Genomic DNA, 18,547 nt, shown 5'->3' with positions numbered 1-18,547 from the left:
ACCACGAATCAGAAAGTGTTGGAACGATATGGAATTCGGACTCACCGAAGAACAGCGCGACTTCGTCGCGTTCGTACGCGACTGGGTCGACTCGGAAGCCCCCAAGTCGGCGGCACTGGCCTGGGAGAAAGACGAGTCGTCGTTCCCTGAACAGCTGTGGAACGGCATGACCAAGGCCGGGTTCCACGGGATCGGCCTGCCCGAGGAGCACGGCGGGCAGGGCGGCGACATCGTCACCCAGATGCTGTTGGCGCGCGGGCTCGCGCGTTCGCTGGCCGGCCTCACCTGGGTGTGGGGCATCACCTCGTTCGCCGGCGGCAAGTCCGTGGGAATTTACGGCACCGAGGAGCAGAAGAAGTACTACCTCCCGCGGATCTGCTCCGGATCGGACAAGTGGGCGATCGGGTTCACCGAGCCCGGCGGCGGCACCGACCTGCTCGGCGCGATGAAGACCCGGGCACGCAAGGTCGACGGTGGCTGGGTGCTCAACGGTCAGAAGACCTGGAGCTCGATGTCCCATGTCGCGGACTACATTCTGCTGCTCGCGCGGACCGACGACAACGTCGCCAAACGCACCAGAGGACTGACGCTGTTCATCCTCCCGACGGCCAGCGAGGGAGTGCAGATCACCGAGATCCCCAAACTCGGAATGCGTTCTCTCGGCTCGTGCGACGTCTTCCTCGACGATGTCTTCGTTCCCGACGCCAACGTGCTCGGCGAGCCCGGCGAAGCGTGGTACATGCTGCTTCCCACCCTCAACAACGAGCGGGTCATGTTGTCGGCGTTCTGCGTCGGAATCCTGGATGGCGTGCTCGAGGACGCACTGCAATACCTGCACGAGCGTGAGGCCTTCGGCGGCAAGATCGGCCGCTTCCAGGCGTTGCAGCACCACGTGGCGAACATCGCGATGTGGCGCGATCAGGCCGAGCTGATGGTGTTCAAGGCAGCGTGGTTGCAATCGACCGGTCAGGACGCCTACGCGGCCTCGAACATGGCGAAGATCGTCGCCTCCGAACTTGCCGGCCAGGGTGCTGATCTGGGACTGCAGATCCTCGGTGGCATGGGCTACTCGGCCGAGACCAATATGCAGCGCTACTGGCGCGACGTGCGCCTGTTCCGCATCGGCCCCATCACCAACGAGATGGCACGCAACACCATTGCCGAAGGTCTCGGCCTGCCGCGGTCATTCTGATGACGAACCCGACCACGGACACCGATCTGGCCGGAATCACCGTTCCAGGCGGATATTTCGAGATCGCGGAGTACGAGAGCGCGATCCTGCGTGACACGGTCTATGCGACCGCGTCACCCGTTCCGCACCCCATCGCCGCGTTCATCGGCGCCCAGCGCGGCATGGGGGTCTCGGTCGAAGAATTCTTCGCGGCGCTGCACACCTCGATCGCCGAAGGACCGGTGCTGGCCGAGACGACCATCGAGCTCACCGACGACCTGCGCGCGGATCATCGCTACCGGGTCGCCGGGGCGGTGGCGGACGTCGCGCGTAAGACAGGTGCCGCCTTCGGCCGGTTCGACCTCATCCGGTGGGTGTTCACCCTGTCCGACGACTCCGGGGTGGTAGCGACGGTGACCAATGTCTACGCGGTGCGACGAGGGGAGCCGGGGGCATGACGAGAGACGATCGAATCCTGCGGTGGGAACTCGCCGAGGTGGACGGGCAACGGATGAAGACGCTCGCGCTGCTCCTCGCCGACGCCAATCCCATCCATCTGAGCGGGGCGGCGGCGCGGGACCTCGGCTTCCCGGACGGCCCGGTCAATCAGGGCCCGTCGACCATTGCCCTGATCTACAACCTGTTCGAGCAGCACACCCCGCACGAACGCGTCCGGCGCCTCACCGTGCGATTACTCGGCACTGTGATCGCCGGCGAGGCCATCGTGGCCGAGGCCCGCAAGACACCCGAAACCAGCGATCCGGCGGAACCCGGCGACCGGGTCTACGACGTGACGGTCGAAGCCGGCGGGGTGCCCGTGATCCGGGGCCGGGCCGTGACCGCGCCGAGACGAGAGGAACGGACATGAACGACCCGGCGATCGCGCTCGTCACAGGCGGATCCCGCGGCATCGGCAGAGCGATCACCGAGCGGCTGGCGGCCGATCACCCGATCGCGGTGACCTACCGGAGCGATGCCGAGGCAGCAGCCGAGGTGGTCGCCGCGATCGAGGCCCGCGGCGGCCGCTCGGCGGCCTTCCGCGCGGATTTCGCAGTGCCGGGCGAGGCGGAGCGAGTGGTTCAGCAGGTCGAGTCGGCGCTGGGCAGCATCGGTGTGCTTGTCGGCAATGCCGGCGCGGCCTCGCGCGGGAACTCCGCGGTGGACAGCTCCAGCGACGAGTACCGGCGCATGTTCCAGCTCTTCGCACTCTCGAACATCGAACTCGCGCGCGCGGCGATGCCGTCCTTGCGACGCCACGCCGGCAGTATCGTCTTCGTCTCGAGCACGGTGACCACACTGCTGCCGACCGGCACCGCTCCCTACGCGGCCGGCAAGGCCGCACTGGACGCAGCGGTCGTCGTGATGGCGCGCGAAGAGCGTGCACACAAGGTTCGGGTGAACGTGGTCGCCCCCGGACTGGTGGCCACGGAGATGGGAGACAGGCTGACCCGGGCCACATCGGGCCATGCCGGGATCGCGGATCTCGATCGATTCTCCCCGCTCGGACGGGTGTGCCGACCCAGCGATATCGCCGACGCCGTGGCGTTCCTCGCCGGTGCGAACGCCGGATACATCACCGGCCACCGCCTCGTCGTCGACGGTGGCGGCGTGAACAACCCACTCGTTCCTTCCGGCTCGTGACCGGACCAGATCTTCGGAAAGGCCAATCGTGGTAGAAGCAGTGATCGTCGAGGCCGTCCGCACGCCGATCGGCAAGCGCAACGGTGTCCTGTCGGATGTCCACCCTGTCGACCTGTCCGCGGTCGTGCTACGCGAACTCGTCCGACGGACAGGCCTCGACCCGGCCACCGTGGACGATGTCGTGTGGGGCTGCGTCTCCCAGGTGGGGGAACAGTCGATGAACATCGGCCGATACGGTGTGCTCGCCGCCGGTTGGCCCGAATCGGTGCCCGCGACCACCGTCGATCGGCAGTGCGGCTCCTCCCAGCAGGCGGCCACCTTCGCTGCGGCCGGCGTCGTGGCCGGGCACTACGACATCGTCGTCGCGGGCGGCGCCGAGTCCATGTCGCGGGTGCCGATGTTCTCCAGCGTCGAGAACGGGCCGGGGCACCCACGGTCCGAGCTGGTCGCAGCGCGATATGGCGACCGGCTGGTGCCCCAGGGCATCGGAGCCGAGATGATCGCCGACACATGGGATCTCGATCGCGCGCGCCTCGATGCCATCGCCGTCCGATCGCACGAACGCGCCGCGGCGGCCGTGGACAGCGGCGCCTTCACCGATCAGATCGTGCCGGTCAGCACTCCGGCGGGCGTGGTCGACCGAGACGAGGGGATCCGGCGTGGCACAACGCTCGCAGCCCTCGCCGCGCTGAAGACGCCGTTCCGGGAGAACGGGCGGATCACCGCGGGGAACTCCTCCCAGATCTCCGATGGGGCATCGGCTCTGCTCATCATGAGCGATGTCCGGGCACGGGAACTCGGCTTGCGCCCCTTCGCGCGATTCGTCGCCTCGACCGTGGTCGGTGTCGACCCGATCACGATGCTCACGGGTCCCATCCCCGCGACCGAGAAGGTGCTGCGGCGCTCGAGTCTTTCGCTGGACGATATCGGCGTCTTCGAGGTCAACGAGGCGTTCGCCTCGGTCATCGGTGCATGGGAGAACGAGATAGGCGCGGACCCGGCGAGGGTGAACGTCAATGGCGGAGCTATCGCGCTCGGCCATCCGCTCGGTTGTTCCGGCGCCCGGATCATGACGAATCTGGTCCATCACATGCGCGCGAGCGGCACTCGCTATGGGCTACAGGCGATCTGTGAGGGCGGCGGTATGGCGAACGCGACGATCCTCGAGCTGATCGACCCCAGGTAGCGATATGGGCGCGCCACGCGGTCACCGATATCGTCGAGTGCTAAGCTACTGACCGTATGGTAGGTACGACGACAGGGGGAATCGGTGGCCGCATCGCGTGACCGAGCACAGCGTCCGCGCGTCATCAAATCCGACGCGCCCGTGAAGCTACGGGCGCCGGCCGGCGCGCGCAGGGCCTCCGATTCACCATCTGTGCGCAAGAACAGTGACGAGCGCTGGCCGGAGATCCTGGATGTCGCCGGGACAATGTTCGCCGAGCGAGGCTACTCCGCGACCTCGCTACAGAACATCGCCGACGAACTCGGCATACTCAAGGGCAGCCTCTACTACTACATCCGTTCCAAGGACGATCTGCTCTACGAGGTCATCCGCTCGGTCTATTGGGAGGGTGTCGCCAACTTCCGCCGGCTCAGCACCGGGGACGGCACCGCCGCCGAGCGGCTTTTCGCTGCCGTGGTGGGGCACGTCAAGTACCTCACCGACAATCTGATTCAGACCACGGTGTTCCTGCACGAGTTCGAGCGATTGTCGCCGGCACGCCGTCGCGAGTTGTCCACGCTCGCCTACGACGAACTGGTTCGCGACCTCGTCGTGGAGGGGCAGGCCGAGGGAAGCTTCCGCGGTGACGTCGATGCCTCACTGGTAGCGCTGGCGATTCTCGGCGCCGCGAATTGGGTGTACCGGTGGTACCAGGATTCGGGCCCCAGCGATGGCGCCCAGATCGGCGAGGTCTTCGCCGATCTGTTCATCTCGGGCCTGGCGCCACGACCGCAGGATTGAGCACGGGGTGTTCCTCGGCGTATGTGGCGCGGCGGCCGGGATGATCGATAACGTGGGAGGCCGTCCGCTCGGTATGAGCGGACGGCCTCCTCTACATCCCGATCACGGTGTTCGAGGGAGGACCAGTGCCTTCACATCGCCGCCCGGCGACGGGACGGCAATTATCCGCGCGATCGCCCCGGAGCCGGGACGCAGCCCATCGACGATCAGTCACGAGATCCGCGACACCGGCACCGTGGGCTCGACCGCGTAGCGGTCTTATCGGCTCCACACGGTTCGGACTGGCGCCAACACTTTCCGACCGGGTGGGGTCAACAGGACTGCCCGCCGCCCGGACCGGGTCACGAGACCGTTCATCACGCCTCCGAGTACAGGGCCGCGATGAGCTGCGCGCGCTGCCCCACGGGCGCGCCTGCCGTGACCGCCGCACACCATACCGCCGATCACGGTTTGCCGAACGCGACAGCCGACCATGCGAAACGCTCGACCGGGAAACCCGGCCGAGCGTTTCGCCGAGCTCATCGCCGCTCGATCCGACCACCAGCGTTGCCTCGGCCGTCGGAATCAACCCGTCGACGCCGAGCCCCGAGGATTCGACGGTCGGACTCGCCCCGCGGGTTCGGTGCGCGACTCGTATTCCCAGCGCCGCCCCAGCACCCACACCGCGGTCGCGCCGGCGGCGGCGAGGACGGCCAGCACGATGAAGGGCAGGGTATAGCCGCCGGAAGCGTTCTTCAGCGCGCCGATGGCGTACGGTCCGGCGAAGCCGCCGATATTGCTGACCGAACTGATCACCGCGATCGCGGCTGTGGCCTTCGCCGGTGTGAACAGCGTCCCGGGCAGTGAGAACAACGAGGACTGCCCGCCGAGGTTGCCGATCGCCACCACGGACAGCCCGACCAGCGCCCACGCGCTGCTCCCGGCGACGATCGCCAGCAACAGTCCGACGGTGATCAGGCCGTAGGCGAGCCCGACGTGCACCGCGCGCTTCTGGGTACGGTCCGAACTCCGGCCGAGCAGGATCATCGCGGGAATCGCGGCCGCGTAGGGAATCGCGGAGAGCATGGCGATGGTGTCGGTCGATGAGCTGATCTGCTTCAGTAGTTGAGGCAGCCACAGCGTCACACCGTAGAAAGCCATGACCGAGCAGGTCTGTGCGAGTGCCAGGACGATCACCCGGCCGTCCAGGATCGCGGTCCACGAGCGGGTTTTCCCGGTTGCCGCGGTCACCGGTTGCTCCGGCGGCGTCAACTGCTCGTTCAGCCACCGGCGCTCGTGATCCGAGAGCCATCGCGCTTCGGCCGGCCGCGACGGGATGAGGCGAAGCCCGAGCAACCCGATGAGGAACGCGGGCAGCCCCTCGACGAAGAACAACCAGCGCCATCCCTCGACGCCGAGGGTCTCGTTCATGCGGAGGATGAGACCGGCCAGCGGTCCACCGATCATGGCGGAGAAGGGAACGGCGATGATGAACGCGGTCATCACCCTGCCGCGGTACCGGGGTGGGAACCACATCGTGATGTAGACGAGGATGCCCGGGAAGACCCCCGCCTCGGCGGCGCCGAGCAGGAACCGCATGATGGCCAGTTGCGGCACCGAGTCGACGAACGCGGTCGCCGTCGAGATGACGCCGAAGGCGATCATCAACGCGCTCAGCCAGAAGCGTGCGCTGAATCGGTTGAGTGCCAAAGTGCTCGGTATTCCGAAGGCGATGTAGCCGAGGAAGAAGATGCCGGCGATCCATCCGTAGGTATAGGCCGAAATCCCCAGATCGTCGTTCATGGTGAGCGCCGCGAAGCCGATGTTCGTGCGATCGAAGTACGAGAAGATGTAGCCGACGAAGACGAGGGGAAGGACCCGCAGGGCTATCTTCCGCACCACTCGGCGTTGCTGGTCCTGGGGCAGGTCGGCCGACCCCGGCTCGGTTCCTGTTTCGATCATCTGTGTAGGTACTCCACTCTGGAATCGCATCGGACCGATGCCGATGCGGGGTCGGATCACGCGCGGCCGCGAGCGCACACCCCGATATGTGCCAAACGGTCGTTTGCTGGTTTGTAGGCCGAGTGAGTCCGGCCTAGACGCTTGTGGCACCCAGGTCGACGGGGATGGACGCGCCGGTGACCGTGCGGGAAGCGTCGGTGGCCAGCCAGAGCGCCGCGTCGGCGATGTCCTCGGGCGCAGCGATCGCCGGGCTGTCCAGCACCTGCCCGAACGACTTGAGGAAGTGGGTGTTCGCCCGGAGAATCGCGGTCAGGTTGCCGTCGGTCGCCATCGGGGTGTCCACCGCCCAGGGGTGGAGGGCATTGACGCGGATGCCGTACGGCGCCAGCTCGAGGGCGGCGGTCTTCATCAAGCCCACCACGCCGTGTTTGGCGGCGCTGTAGTGCGCCTGCGCCGGTAGGGGTTTGATACCCGCCACCGAACTGGTGATGATGATGGAGCCACCACGCCCGGCTTCGATCATGGTCGGGACACATGCTTTCAGGGTCAGCCAGACGCCGGTCAGGTTGACACCGACGACCTCGTCCCACTCTTCCCTGGATATCTCCCAGAGCTTGCCCCAGGCACTGATCCCGGCGTTCGCGACGACAATGTCGAGTCGGCCGCCGAACTCCCGCGCGCCCTCCGTGATGGTGCTGTCCAGCCTGGCGTGGTCCCGCACGTCGACGGTCTCGGCGATGACCCGGACCCCGAGTTCGCGCGCCCGGCGGCCGGTCTCCGCGAGATCCGCCGCGTCGGCCGGCGGGTAGCCCTGGCCGGGGAAACCGGCGCAGGAGTCGACCAGGATCAGGTCGGCTCCGTGCTCGGCGAGGCGCAGCGCATGAGCGCGACCTTGGCCTCGTGCCGCTCCGGTGACGACGGCGACCCGCCCGTCCAGAGCGCGCCCGCTCTCACTTCCGGCCATAGGGCAACTCTCCGTTCGATCGGGTAATGATGACAGCAATATACAACCAACCGATTGGTAGGTGAACAAATTTTGGAAAATGCTATGTGCGGGACATTGCCCGGTCGCCTGATGGTCAGCGGGCCGAATAATCGGGCAAAACTCACGAGTGGATTGTTCGACCCACCAACCGGTTGTATGGTGACTGCAGGAGGTGTGATGTCCAACACGAACACGGTGCCGGCTCTACTGCTGCGAGCGGCTGAAGCACATGCGGACAACGAAAGCTTTGTGTTTCCGGGGAGCAGGCAGAGCTACGCGGAGCTCCTCTCCGCTGCCACGGATGTCGCGGCGGCGCTCACGGCCATGGGGATCGGCAAGGGTGATGCGGTCGGCGCTCTGATGCCCAACTGTCAGGAGTTCACCTATGTCCTGTTCGGTGCGGCTCTGGCCGGAGCGACGTTCGTTCCGTTCAACGCCCGCCTGGCCCCGCGTGAACTCGCCTACGTCGTCCCCGACTCCGGAGTGCGCGTTCTGTTCACCACCGACGTAGTCGACGAACATGTCGACTACGTGTCCCGGCTGTACGACGCGCTGCCCGGGCTGGCGGAGGCGCGGGGCTCGGAGCGGCCTGCACCGGATCTCGCGCCCGCGCTCGAACGAGTCGTGCTGTTCGGTGGTCGGACCCGCGGCGGTCTGATGCCGAGGTCGGAGTTCCTCGCACAGGGGCATTCAGTCGACCGGCAGCGGATCCGGGACAACGCGCTCGCGGTCGCCCCGCAGGATCCGTACATCATGATGTACACCTCCGGCACCACCTCGATGCCGAAGGGATGTCCGCTGTCGCACCGATCCGTGGTCGAGCTGGGCGTGGCAGTGGGCGAGGAGGGTTTCGGGATCACCGAGGCCGACCGGATGTGGAATCCGCTGCCGATGTTCCACGTCAGCGCTCAGGCGCCGATGATCGCCGTGCTCAACGCAGGCGCCACCTACATATCGACGGTCCATTTCGATGTCGAAGAGGCGCTGGCGAGCATCGTCGCAGAGAGCGCGACCATCGCCTACCCTGCCTACCCCACGCTGACCGGGCCGATGCTCGAGAGTGACAGCTACCGGCCGGAGACCTTCGCGAAGGTGCGCGCCCTGCTGACCGTCGGCCCGCCGGACGTCCTGCGCAGATACCAGGCGCTGCTGCCCTACACCAGCCACGTCAGCTGTTACGGATCCACCGAGACCGGCGGCGTCGCGGTGATGGGACGGCTCGACGCGCCGCTCGAACAGCGCCTCACCTGCGGCCGGCCCTTCACCGGGGTCGAGATCTCGATTCGCGACCTTGTGGACCGCGTCCAGGTCCCCGCGGGGGTGACCGGGGAGATTCATGTGCGCGGCTACAACCTGTTCCTCGGCTATCACAACGACCCGCAGAAGACGGCGGCCAGTATCGACGCGGCCGGATGGTTCGCCACCGGGGATCTGGGATCGGTGGACGAGGAGGGCAACCTGACCTTCCAGGGCAGGGCCAAGGACATGCTGAAGGTCGGGGGTGAGAACGTGGGTTGTCTAGAGGTCGAGACCTTCCTGCTCGGCCACCCGGACGTGATCATGTCGGCCGTTGTCGGCATGCCCGACCCGAAGTACGGGGAGGTACCCGCTGCCTTTGTCGAACTGAGATCCGGCGCCGCAGTAACGGCCGCGGAGCTCATCGAATACTGCGCGAAGGGGATGGCGAAGTACAAGGTGCCCCGGCAGGTCGAGATGATCACCGAATGGCCGATGTCGGCGACCAAGATCCAGAAGGGCCGGCTGCTGGAGCGGCTGAAACCGCCGGTCGGCTGACGCCGCGGTACTCACCGGCGCCGGTGAGTACCGCGACTCGCTGCTCACCGAGGACGAACAGCCGCCGCGTACTTGGTCGCCGCACGCGGAATCGCCACCAGCACAGCCGGTGCGGCACCGCCTCGCTGACGACGTGGTCGATACGGTCGGACCCGCAGTTCGATGAGGGAACTGCGCGGCGTCCAAGCCGGCCGCGCTGCCTGCGAGAACAAGGCGCCGTTCGACAACGCAGGACGCAGCACCATTCGGTGATCAGGTCAGACAGAACAGGTGCGGTAACGGGCTCGATGCACCGGAGCGCGCGCATACTCCTGCGGCAACGGTTCCATCCGGACGAACCGGATGGAACCGTCAGCGGTGCCACCTACACCATCGATCGTAGGCCGCCATCCCCGCGAACCGGCCCACGGCACGGCGGCCGTGCTCAGTCGAACAGGATCACACCGCGAAGGTTGCGTCCCTCGTTCATATCCCGGTAGCCGTCGTTGATCTCGTCGAGCCGATAGGTCCGGGTGACCAACTCGTCGAGCCGGAGCACCCCCGCGCGATACAGGTCCAGCAGTTTGGGCACCTCGACTCGGGCGTTGCAACTGCCGTACAGCGATCCCTGGATCCGTTTGCCTGCCATGGTGAGGTCGAGCAGATTCAGGTTCACCTGTTGTTGGAGCGCCGGCGCGGCCGCGGTGATCACCAGTGTCCCGGCCTTGCGGGTCAGCTCGAGGCACGGTGCGATCAGATCACCGGTGGCGACTCCGGCGGTCAGGATGACGCGGTCGGCCATGACTCCGCGGGTCAGCGAGCGGACGAGCTCGATGCCTTTGTCGAAATCCGCCACGGAGTGGGTGGCGCCCAGTTGCTCGGCCATCTCGCGCTTGTACGCCACCGGGTCGATGGCCACGATGGCGCTCGCCCCAGCGTGCCGCGCGCCCTGGACCGCATTGATGCCGACGCCCCCGGTGCCGACCACGACCACGGTATCGCCGACCTCGGTCGCGGCGGCGTTCACCGCCGACCCCCAGCCGGTGGGCACGCCGCAGCCGATGAGCGCCGCTTTCTCCAGTGGTATGTCCTTGTCGATTTTCACCACGCCGCTGATCGGCGCGACGACATACCGGGCGAACGTCCCGAGGAACGACATCGCCCCGACCGGTTTGCCGTCGATGTGGATCCGGTTGGTGCCGTCCGGCGCTTTGCCGCCGAGTACGCCCGCTCCGATGTCACAGAGATTCCCCATTCCCGACGCACACCATCGGCACCGGCCGCAGGACGGCAGGAAGGTGGTGACGACGTGGTCTCCCACGCGCAGGTCGTGTACTTCCGAGCCGACCTCCTGGACGACACCTGCTCCTTCGTGCCCGCCGAGAACGGGCGCGAACGGCAGCGGGATGTCGCCGGTGTCGAGGTGGGCGTCGGAGTGACACAACCCGGAGGCGGTGAGTTCGATGAGAACCTCGTCGGCCTTCGGCGGGTCGATTTCGATGTCCTCGATGCTCCATCCGGAGTTGGTGCCCGGCTCCCACAGCAGCGCACCACGGGTCGTCAAAGTCATGCCACGGTCTCCTCGCCGAAGTTGATCATTTTGGTCTCGACGTAGCCGGCGAGCCCTTCCGGCCCTCCTTCACGGCCGATGCCGGACTCCTTGAAACCGCCGAATGGCTGGGTCACGCACATACCGGCGTTGTTGACGTACATCTGCCCGGTGCGCACCTCGCGGACCACGCGTTCGGCCACCTGCCGGTCCGTGGTGTAGACCGCGCCGGCGAGGCCGTAGGGCGAGTCGTTGGCGATGGCGATGGCGTTGTCGATCCCGCCGTCGTAGGGAATCAGCGAGATCACCGGGCCGAAGATCTCCTCCCGGGCGATCGTCATGTCGTTGCGCACGTTCGCGAACAAGGTGGGCTCGAAATACCAGCCGCGGTCGAACTTCTCCGGTCTGCGACCGCCGGTGACGAGTTCCGCGCCCTCGGCCAGCCCTGTCGCCACGTAGCTCTCGACCCGATCGCGCTGCCGTTCCATGGCCAGCGGCCCCAGGGCGGTACCCGGATCGAACGGGTCGCCGACGGCGATCCCGGCGAGCGCTTCCGCGATCGCCCGGGCGTATTCGTCGTGCCGGGCCCGCGGCACGACCACCCGGGTGATCGCGGCGCACACCTGGCCGGTATGGCCGATCCCCGCGGGTACCAGCGTGGGAACCACATCGCCGGGGTCCACGTCCGCCGCGATTATCGCCGCCGATTTCCCGCCGAGTTCCAGTGTCACCCGCGCGATGCGCTGCCCGCACAAGCTCGCGATCCGTTTCCCGGCGGCGGTGCTGCCGGTGAAAGCGATCTTGTCGACACCCGGGTGCGTCACCAGATGCTCCCCGACCGCACGACCGCCCGCCACGATATTCACCACCCCGGCCGGGATCTCGGCCCGTTCGACACATTCCGCGAGCAGGTAGGCGGTCAGCGGCCCCTCGGGTGCGGGTTTGAGCACGACGGTGCAGCCCGCGGCGAGGGCGGGGCCGAGCTTGAACGCCGCCGCGGCGACCGGCCCGTTCCACGGGATGATCGCACCGACGACCCCCACCGGCTCGCGGACGATGCGGATCCGATCCGCACCCTCGGCCCTGGTCTCTTCGAAGGGGTAGGTTTCGTGCATGGCGGCGAACTGTCGCAGCATGTTCACGGCCAGAGTGTGGAAACCGGTGCCCACCGCGAGCGGAGCCCCCACCTCGAGCGCGAACAGCTCGGCGAAGTCGGGTATCCGGCTCTCGATCGCATCAGCGAGACGGGTCAGCGCCGCGCCCCGTTCCGCGGGTGGGCTGTGCCGCCACGGGCCGTCGAAGGCCGCGCGAGCGGCGGCGACCGCGCGGTCGATGTCGGCGGCCACCGGATCCGGAACGTGGCCGATCACTTCTTCGGATGCCGGGGAGATGACCTCGATTCGTTCCCTGCCGGACGGTTCCACCCACCTCCCGCCGATGTAGAACCGGTCATAGCCGCGAGTGGTCTCGGATGTCGTCGTGGTCATGAAATCCTCTTCGTCCACAGTTCAGCGATGGCGACCCATCAACCGAGCGCAATGTAACGGCGATCACAGCTCCCGAATTGGATCGTTGCGCTCGATGACTTGGACGTGAGCGTCCAGCACGGGAACCGCACAGAAGTGGACATGAGAGACCGGTCGGTCGAGTATCCTGATCTATCAAACAATCGGTCGGTAGTTGGAGGCTGTATGTCCACCCTCACCACTCCCCTCGCCCCGCTCGGCACGATGATCCACGACCCTGCCGAGTATCGCGAGCTGCTGACCCATGCGATCGCACTGGAGGTCGATCCACAGGCCGGCGACGCCGATTTCTACAGCAGCCTGCGCGCTTTCACCTTCGACGACATCTCGATCCTCCGCGTCTCCTCGGTCGCGCAGGACGTCCGGCGCACCCGCGCGGGTATCCGCAACGGCCCAGCGGATGTCTTCAAGGTGCTCATCGAGCGCGACGGCCACGCGGGGGTGGCCCAGTTCGACGACGACGGCCTGCTCCCGGCAGGTTCACTGGTGGTCTACGACACCGCCCTGCCCTATCGGGTGGTGCAGTTCGAGACATTCGTCGCGGATGCGATCTTCGTGCCGCGGGCGCGGCTGCCCCTGTGCCCGGACGTCCTACGCGCCGTGCAGTCCGCGCCGCTGTCGCTGTCCAGCGGCCCCGGCGCGATCCTCGATTCCTACCTGAAATCGCTGTGGACCCAACTCCCGCAGTGCTCGGAGGAAGCCGGTGCGCGGTGCCTGTCGGTACTGGTCGAACTCCTCACCGCCGCGCTCGGTGACATCGCGGCAGAATCCCTGTCCGGGGGCGCGCTCCGGTCCGCCGCGATCTCTTGGATCGGCAGGCACCTCGACGACGCGGATCTCGACCCGGCGGCGGTTGCCCGCGCCACCGGACTGTCGGTGCGCTATCTGCACCGCCTCTTCGCGGATTCCGGCGTGACCGTGTCGGCCTATATCCGCAGCGAGCGCCTGCGCCACATCCGGCACGACCTGGGTGACCGCCGGTTGCGCAACCGGACGATCGCCGCGATCGGCGCGCGGTGGGGAATCTCTGACCCCGCGCACCTGTCGCGGCTGTTCAAGGCCCATTACGGCCACTCACCACGCGATGTGCGGCAGGCGCTCGCAGAGCGGGCCGACGCCGGTTCGGCTGCCGATTCCCGGTAGCGGTTCAGGCTCCGTGCAGCAGGCGGCGTTCCACCGCGAGGCGGTCGGTGACCGCCTGGATCGAGACGGATTCCCCGGCGACCGTGGCGAGTCCCGTCGCATACACCTCCACCGGGCGGTTGCGGTAGTCGTCGATGCCGATCCCGCCGGCGTACCGGCCCTGGACCCGGATATGGAACGCCGCTCGCGGACCGGCGGTGAACAGATCGAGAACTGTCACGGACGCGCAACTCAGCAGCACCCGCCGCGGCATGGCCGTCGGCTCGTTGTCCAGCGAACCGATGGGGGCCTCGAACAGCCCGCCGCCGGCCAGCCACTCCCGCAGCACCCGTTCGGTGCGCGGTTCCGGCGCCAGGGGCTCGGTGGTCCACGGATCCAACGCCGGCTGCGGCAACTGCTCGGGGTGGCCGGTGCGCATCTGCTCGCGGCGGGCATGATAATCCTGCTCCACCCGGCATTCGGTGAGTCGCCTGCCGTCCCAGCGGTACATGCTCACGCCGCTCCAGCGCGACGACTTGCCCGTCAGCGTGGAGCGGCCGTGTTCGCTGAACGACATGGCGATCCGGTCGGTCCCTACCACGACATCGTGCACCGTGATGCCGAGGCCGGGGTACTGGCGGAACTGTTTCTCGGTCGCCGGAATATAGTGCAGTTCGCGGCCCCGGAAGACATTCTCGCCCATACGCAGGGTGTAGTCCTCGGTCATCAATTGCCGACACACCTCGAAGTCGTGGCAGTTGGTGTAGGCGTGCGTATAGCGACGCAGCAGGATGGACAGCGGGTGCAGATATCCGGGCGCCGGCACCCGAGGCTCATTGCCGGCCATCTCCAGTGCCATTGCCTCGGTGGTGCTCACCTCGGCGTTCTCGGTACGGCGGAGCTCGTTCACAGGGTCACCACAACCTTTCCGAAGGCGCTACCGGACTCGAGCCGGGTGAATGCCGCCCTCGCGTCATCGAAAGAATGCACCGAGTCGATATGCGGCCGGATGCCGCGGTCACGACAGAACGCCACCAACGCCTCCAACTCCTCGACCCGGCCGACCGCAGAACCCAGGATCGAGATGTGGTGCAGAAAAACCCGGGACAGATCCGTCTGCGCGAACGAGCCCGAGGTCCCGCCGGCCACCACGACCACCCCGCCGGTCCGGACGGAGTTGATCGAATGCTTCCAGGTCGCCGATCCGACCGTGTCCAGGACGATATCGACCCGTTCCGGGATACGCTCGCCGGTCGGATACCCGGCGTCCGCGCCGAGCGCGCGCGCCCGCTCCAGCTTTTCGGCGCTGCGCCCGGTCACCCACATCCGCAGGCCCGCGGCGCGCCCCAGGGTGATCGCCGCCGTCGCCACCCCCCCGCTCGCGCCCTGGACCAGCACCGTCTGGCCCGGCCGGGCAGCAGCACGGACGAAGAGCATGCGATAGGCGGTGAGCCACGCGGTGGGCAGGCAGGCGGCATCCTCGAAACTCAGCGCACTCGGCTTTCGTACCAGGTTCCGCTCCGGCACGGCGATGCGCTCGGTGAGACCGCCCCGGCCACTCTCTGCCAGCATCGCCCGCTGCGGGTCGAACAGTTCGTTGCCGCCGCCGCGGCCCGATTCGGCGACGAGGGAATGGACGACGACCTCGCGGCCGTCGTCGCATACTCCCGCGACATCCGAACCGAGCACCATGGGCAACCGGCTCGCGTCGACTCCGACTCCGCGCAGAGACCACAGGTCGTGGTGGTTCAGTGAGCATGCCCGCACGTGCACAACCACCTCTCCCGGCCCCGGGCGAGGCTCATCGATTCCGGTGATTTCGATGCCGGACAGTGGGTGGCCGGCATCGAGTCGAGCGGCGACGACAGCTTGCAATGTGGGCAGCCTTTCCAGTCACAGCACTCGCCGATCCAGTGCCTCGAGGACGAATCTAACATACGGCCGTTTGGTAGGTTAGTGGTTGCATCCACCCGGCAGTTTGTTGCGCGCACGACCGCGCCTCCCGTGTCCACACAAGCCCCACCGGGCTACCGCCGACCTCGACGAGCCCGCGGAACAGTCTTGATGTTCTGGAGGCGGTGGTCCAACCGCCTCCGCCATACAGCGGAGTAGCCGGTGCGGGCAAGTGGGGCGACACCGTCCTCCGCTACAGCATGCAGCGGGGATATGGTGCGCGCCGCGAAGTAGCCGATCCGTCGCTCGGCCCGCAGTGTCAACGACATCTATTGCAATGGGCTCGGCGCAGACAACACCCAACCCGACCGAGCACAACGCCCGCGTCCTCACCATCTCGCCAGAACTGGATCAGTGGTGACCACCTGTCTCACACCCCCTCAAAGGGCTTCCCCTGAGAGTCTCTGTCTCCACAGCATTTTCGCGAAGCGGCGCAGCCGTCGAAGCCGGTGCGGTTGACCTCGACACGCACTGAATCCAGGGGTTGGCATCGTCCATCGACGATAGCTGCGGTCCAGGATGCCCTGTGCGGGTCGACAGCGATCACAACCCGCCCGCTCCATCGAACCTTCCGCCCAAGCTCGAATCCGCAAGCGGGGCGGCCGGTATCAGCCCGATCGACGACATACCCTCGAGCCCGAAACGGCTGCACCGCGAGCCAGCCCATCAGGACGAGCGTGCATCGAGCTGAGCTCTGACCGAGACATCGGATGGCTCCAGCGACGGAGACCTCATACAACGCCTCTCACCACACCAGGTCGTGGCCGCGGGCAGCGATTCATGCCCGAACGGGCCGCCACAACACCTCACAGCCCGACGACAGTCTCCGCGCCTACCTGGTCCGGCCGGGGTAGGGCCCGAGTCGAGTCAGCTCGCCGCCCGCTGGTACGCCTGCAGCACTGTGGAGGGGATCCGGCCACGCTCGGGCACGTCATGCCCATTGCGACGTGCCCACTCCCGCACCGCTTTCGCGTCCTTCTGCCGACCCACCGCAGGAGCCTTGACCCGGCTTCGTCCCCCGACTTTGCGTGCGAACGGGGTCCACTTCTCGAGGCCGGCACGGAGTTCCCGCGCATTCGCTTCCGACAGGTCGATCTCATAACCCACCCCGTCGATTCCGAACGAGACGGTCTCAGCGGCGGCGGACGCGCCATCCAGATCGTCGATCACTGTCACCACAACCTTGCGCGCCACTCGCCACACCTCCACTGACCGAACCCACGACTTGTTACGTTTCCCGGCACAGTAGCAGCGTCCGATCGGCCTCCGCGCAAAACACCGACGAAAACGGTTCCCTGCCGGGACGGCAACCGATGGATACGCCCAAGCCTGCGTGCCCGGATCGGCGCCTGGACACGCAGGCCGAGACGGTACGGATCAGTCCCGGCGCGTGGGTGTCTCGACTACTTTGCGTGCGATGAACTCGCGCGCAGCTTCGAAAGGCATCGGCCGCGCGAGGAGAAAGCCCTGAGCTCGGTAACACCCCAACTCGAGGAGGGTCGCTGCGGCTTGGACCGTTTCTACACCGGCTGCCGACACGCTCAGACCGAACCCCGCAGCCAGCCCGATGATCGCTTTGACGATCGCGACGTCCTCGGAACCGGCATCGAGTCGTTGCACGAAAGTGCGATCGATTTCCAGACCGTCGACCGGGAGCCGCTGAACCATCTTGATGGAACTGTTGTAGGTGCCGAAGCTGTCGATGCTCACCTGCACACCCAGCTTCTTCAAGGCGTGCACAGTAGCCACGACCGCGTCGAAATCGGTGTCTTGACGTTCGGTGATCTCGACACAGACAGCATGGCGCTCCACACCGCTGCGGCGCAGCACACCCGCCAACTTCTCGACGAAGCCCAGCTCGTCGAGAAGTATCGGTGACACATTGATCCGCAGTGTCAGGCCGGCGCCCAAACCCTCCCCTCTCCAACCGGCGAAGTCCGCACAGGCGCGACGGATCACCCACCAGCCGAGTTCGCCGGCCAATCCCGCCTCCTCCGCGGCAGAAACAAAAGTATGCGCAGAAAGAAACCCTCGGATCGGGTGATTCCATCGGACCAGCGCTTCGACGCCGAGTATCTCGCCCGTGCGAAGATCGATCTCGGGTTGATAATGCAGTTCCATCTCGTCCGACCTGAGAGCACGGAGTACCTGGGCATCGAATGGTGGGGCGGCCGGCTGTCCTGCCCGGTTCCGTATCAGGGCGAGTTGGTCGAGTAGGGGGTTGAGGTCGGCTTGCGGCTGTCGCAGCCCTGCGGCAGCGAGTTCTCGGCACAGTTGACGATGCAGTACCGGCAAGGTCAGTAGAGCACCTTCACCGGCTATACCCTCTTGCAGGAGTCGGATGAACCGTCCCGTGTAAGCGGGATAGGTTTCGGCATCCAGCTTCTTCGATACGCCGTTCGGAGGCGCCGAGGTGAGTACAGCGGTGCCTTCGGCCGCGACTTCCATCAACAGGTCTCGTGCACCGGCGGACTGGTTCAGGCCCAACGCTCGTCCGGAGTAGCAACAATCCAGAATCACCACCCGCGCGGCAGCGGCGCTATCGAGATACAGATCCCGGACTGCGTCGAACGGCAGGCCACCGATCCCAGGTCTGCTGGGATGAGTATCGGCAACCGCCAGATGCAACTCGCCACGGCGAGGACCGAGAACCCCGTGCCCTGCGTAGTAGACCAACAGCAGATCCCGGGCTCGGCGCGAAGCGCACGCGATCGCCTCGCCGATCTCGGCCGGCGAAGCCTGTTTCGGCAACAGCACACACTGCTCGGTATCCAATGACCCGTACACGGGGTCCGCCAGGACCTTCCGCAACGCGCCGGCTCCCGCGTGGACCCCGGTCAAGTCGGGCAGATGGGCGTAAGCATCTATTCCGATCAGCACCGCATGCGAGGCACCACGATCCGGCAATCGAGCCACCGAC

General features: G+C 66.7%; 16 protein-coding genes. 8 read left to right on the top strand and 8 right to left on the bottom strand.

Translation table 11 applies throughout. From position 1 onward, the window contains the following. Window positions 1–28 precede the first annotated feature (28 nt). From AB0H42_RS00875 to AB0H42_RS00850, 6 genes are all read left to right on the top strand, one after another. A complete protein-coding gene (locus tag AB0H42_RS00875) occupies window positions 29–1,192 on the top strand; it encodes an acyl-CoA dehydrogenase family protein (protein WP_357047771.1) in 1,164 nt (387 codons plus the stop codon). Further along, window positions 1,192–1,629: a hypothetical protein gene (locus AB0H42_RS00870; RefSeq protein WP_357047768.1), complete on the top strand. Its 438-nt coding sequence runs from the start codon at window positions 1,192–1,194 to the stop codon at window positions 1,627–1,629. Before AB0H42_RS00875 ends, AB0H42_RS00870 begins: the two co-directional genes overlap by 1 nt. Continuing rightward, window positions 1,626–2,039, top strand: a complete 414-nt coding sequence (locus tag AB0H42_RS00865; protein ID WP_357047765.1) for a MaoC family dehydratase — start codon at window positions 1,626–1,628, stop codon at window positions 2,037–2,039. The genes AB0H42_RS00870 and AB0H42_RS00865 overlap by 4 nt, the downstream gene beginning before the upstream one ends. Next, window positions 2,036–2,812 (top strand): SDR family oxidoreductase, encoded by a 777-nt coding sequence (locus AB0H42_RS00860; protein ID WP_357047762.1) that lies wholly within the window; start codon window positions 2,036–2,038, stop codon window positions 2,810–2,812. Before AB0H42_RS00865 ends, AB0H42_RS00860 begins: the two co-directional genes overlap by 4 nt. Before the next feature lie 28 nt (window positions 2,813–2,840). Further along, entirely contained in the window at window positions 2,841–3,998 is a 1,158-nt protein-coding gene (locus AB0H42_RS00855) for a thiolase family protein (protein WP_357047759.1), read from the top strand. Window positions 3,999–4,190: 192 nt separating this feature from the next. Next, window positions 4,191–4,778, top strand: a complete 588-nt coding sequence (locus tag AB0H42_RS00850) for a TetR/AcrR family transcriptional regulator (protein ID WP_357047756.1) — start codon at window positions 4,191–4,193, stop codon at window positions 4,776–4,778. Between the two features lie 564 nt (window positions 4,779–5,342). Here the strand turns inward: AB0H42_RS00850 and AB0H42_RS00845 are convergent. Continuing rightward, a complete protein-coding gene (locus AB0H42_RS00845) occupies window positions 5,343–6,719 on the bottom strand; it encodes an MFS transporter (protein WP_357047753.1) in 1,377 nt (458 codons plus the stop codon). Window positions 6,720–6,852: 133 nt separating this feature from the next. Next, window positions 6,853–7,683, bottom strand: a complete 831-nt coding sequence (locus tag AB0H42_RS00840) for a mycofactocin-coupled SDR family oxidoreductase (protein WP_357047751.1) — start codon at window positions 7,681–7,683, stop codon at window positions 6,853–6,855. Between the two features lie 198 nt (window positions 7,684–7,881). Here AB0H42_RS00840 and AB0H42_RS00835 point away from each other — a divergent pair, with 198 nt between their 5' ends. Next, window positions 7,882–9,498: an AMP-binding protein gene (locus tag AB0H42_RS00835; RefSeq protein WP_357047748.1), complete on the top strand. Its 1,617-nt coding sequence runs from the start codon at window positions 7,882–7,884 to the stop codon at window positions 9,496–9,498. 424 nt (window positions 9,499–9,922) lie between these two features. Here AB0H42_RS00835 and AB0H42_RS00830 read toward each other — a convergent pair whose 3' ends face one another. Together AB0H42_RS00830 and AB0H42_RS00825 are read right to left on the bottom strand one after the other, a co-directional pair. Then, a complete protein-coding gene (locus AB0H42_RS00830; protein ID WP_357048623.1) occupies window positions 9,923–11,041 on the bottom strand; it encodes an NDMA-dependent alcohol dehydrogenase in 1,119 nt (372 codons plus the stop codon). A 2-nt stretch (window positions 11,042–11,043) separates the two neighbouring features. Continuing rightward, window positions 11,044–12,513 carry an aldehyde dehydrogenase gene (locus AB0H42_RS00825; protein WP_357047745.1) on the bottom strand — a complete coding sequence of 490 codons (1,470 nt, stop codon included), beginning with the start codon at window positions 12,511–12,513 and terminating at the stop codon, window positions 11,044–11,046. A 204-nt stretch (window positions 12,514–12,717) separates the two neighbouring features. Here AB0H42_RS00825 and AB0H42_RS00820 point away from each other — a divergent pair, with 204 nt between their 5' ends. Continuing rightward, the gene (locus AB0H42_RS00820; RefSeq protein ID WP_357047742.1) at window positions 12,718–13,695 is read left to right on the top strand and encodes a helix-turn-helix domain-containing protein; all 978 of its coding nucleotides are present in this window, start codon (window positions 12,718–12,720) and stop codon (window positions 13,693–13,695) included. Window positions 13,696–13,699: 4 nt separating this feature from the next. Here AB0H42_RS00820 and AB0H42_RS00815 read toward each other — a convergent pair whose 3' ends face one another. The 4 genes from AB0H42_RS00815 to AB0H42_RS00800 all read right to left on the bottom strand — a co-directional run bounded on the left by AB0H42_RS00815 (window position 13,700) and on the right by AB0H42_RS00800 (window position 18,507). Beyond that, window positions 13,700–14,584, bottom strand: coding sequence for a nuclear transport factor 2 family protein (locus tag AB0H42_RS00815; protein WP_357047739.1), 885 nt, complete (start codon window positions 14,582–14,584; stop codon window positions 13,700–13,702). Next, window positions 14,581–15,453 carry a zinc-binding dehydrogenase gene (locus tag AB0H42_RS00810; RefSeq protein WP_357047736.1) on the bottom strand — a complete coding sequence of 291 codons (873 nt, stop codon included), beginning with the start codon at window positions 15,451–15,453 and terminating at the stop codon, window positions 14,581–14,583. Before AB0H42_RS00810 ends, AB0H42_RS00815 begins: the two co-directional genes overlap by 4 nt. Window positions 15,454–16,494: 1,041 nt before the next feature. After that, complete coding sequence (locus tag AB0H42_RS00805; RefSeq protein WP_357047733.1) at window positions 16,495–16,821, bottom strand: Lsr2 family protein; 327 nt, start codon at window positions 16,819–16,821, stop codon at window positions 16,495–16,497. A 183-nt stretch (window positions 16,822–17,004) separates the two neighbouring features. Continuing rightward, complete coding sequence (locus AB0H42_RS00800) at window positions 17,005–18,507, bottom strand: EAL domain-containing protein (protein ID WP_357048620.1); 1,503 nt, start codon at window positions 18,505–18,507, stop codon at window positions 17,005–17,007. Between the last annotated feature and the right edge of the window lie 40 nt (window positions 18,508–18,547).

The sequence above is a fragment of the Nocardia sp. NPDC050799 genome, assembly GCF_040654015.1.
In the GTDB taxonomy this organism is placed as follows: domain Bacteria; phylum Actinomycetota; class Actinomycetes; order Mycobacteriales; family Mycobacteriaceae; genus Nocardia.
The sequence above is the reverse complement of the archived record's forward strand: the minus strand, read 5'-3'. Positions and strand labels throughout refer to the sequence as shown.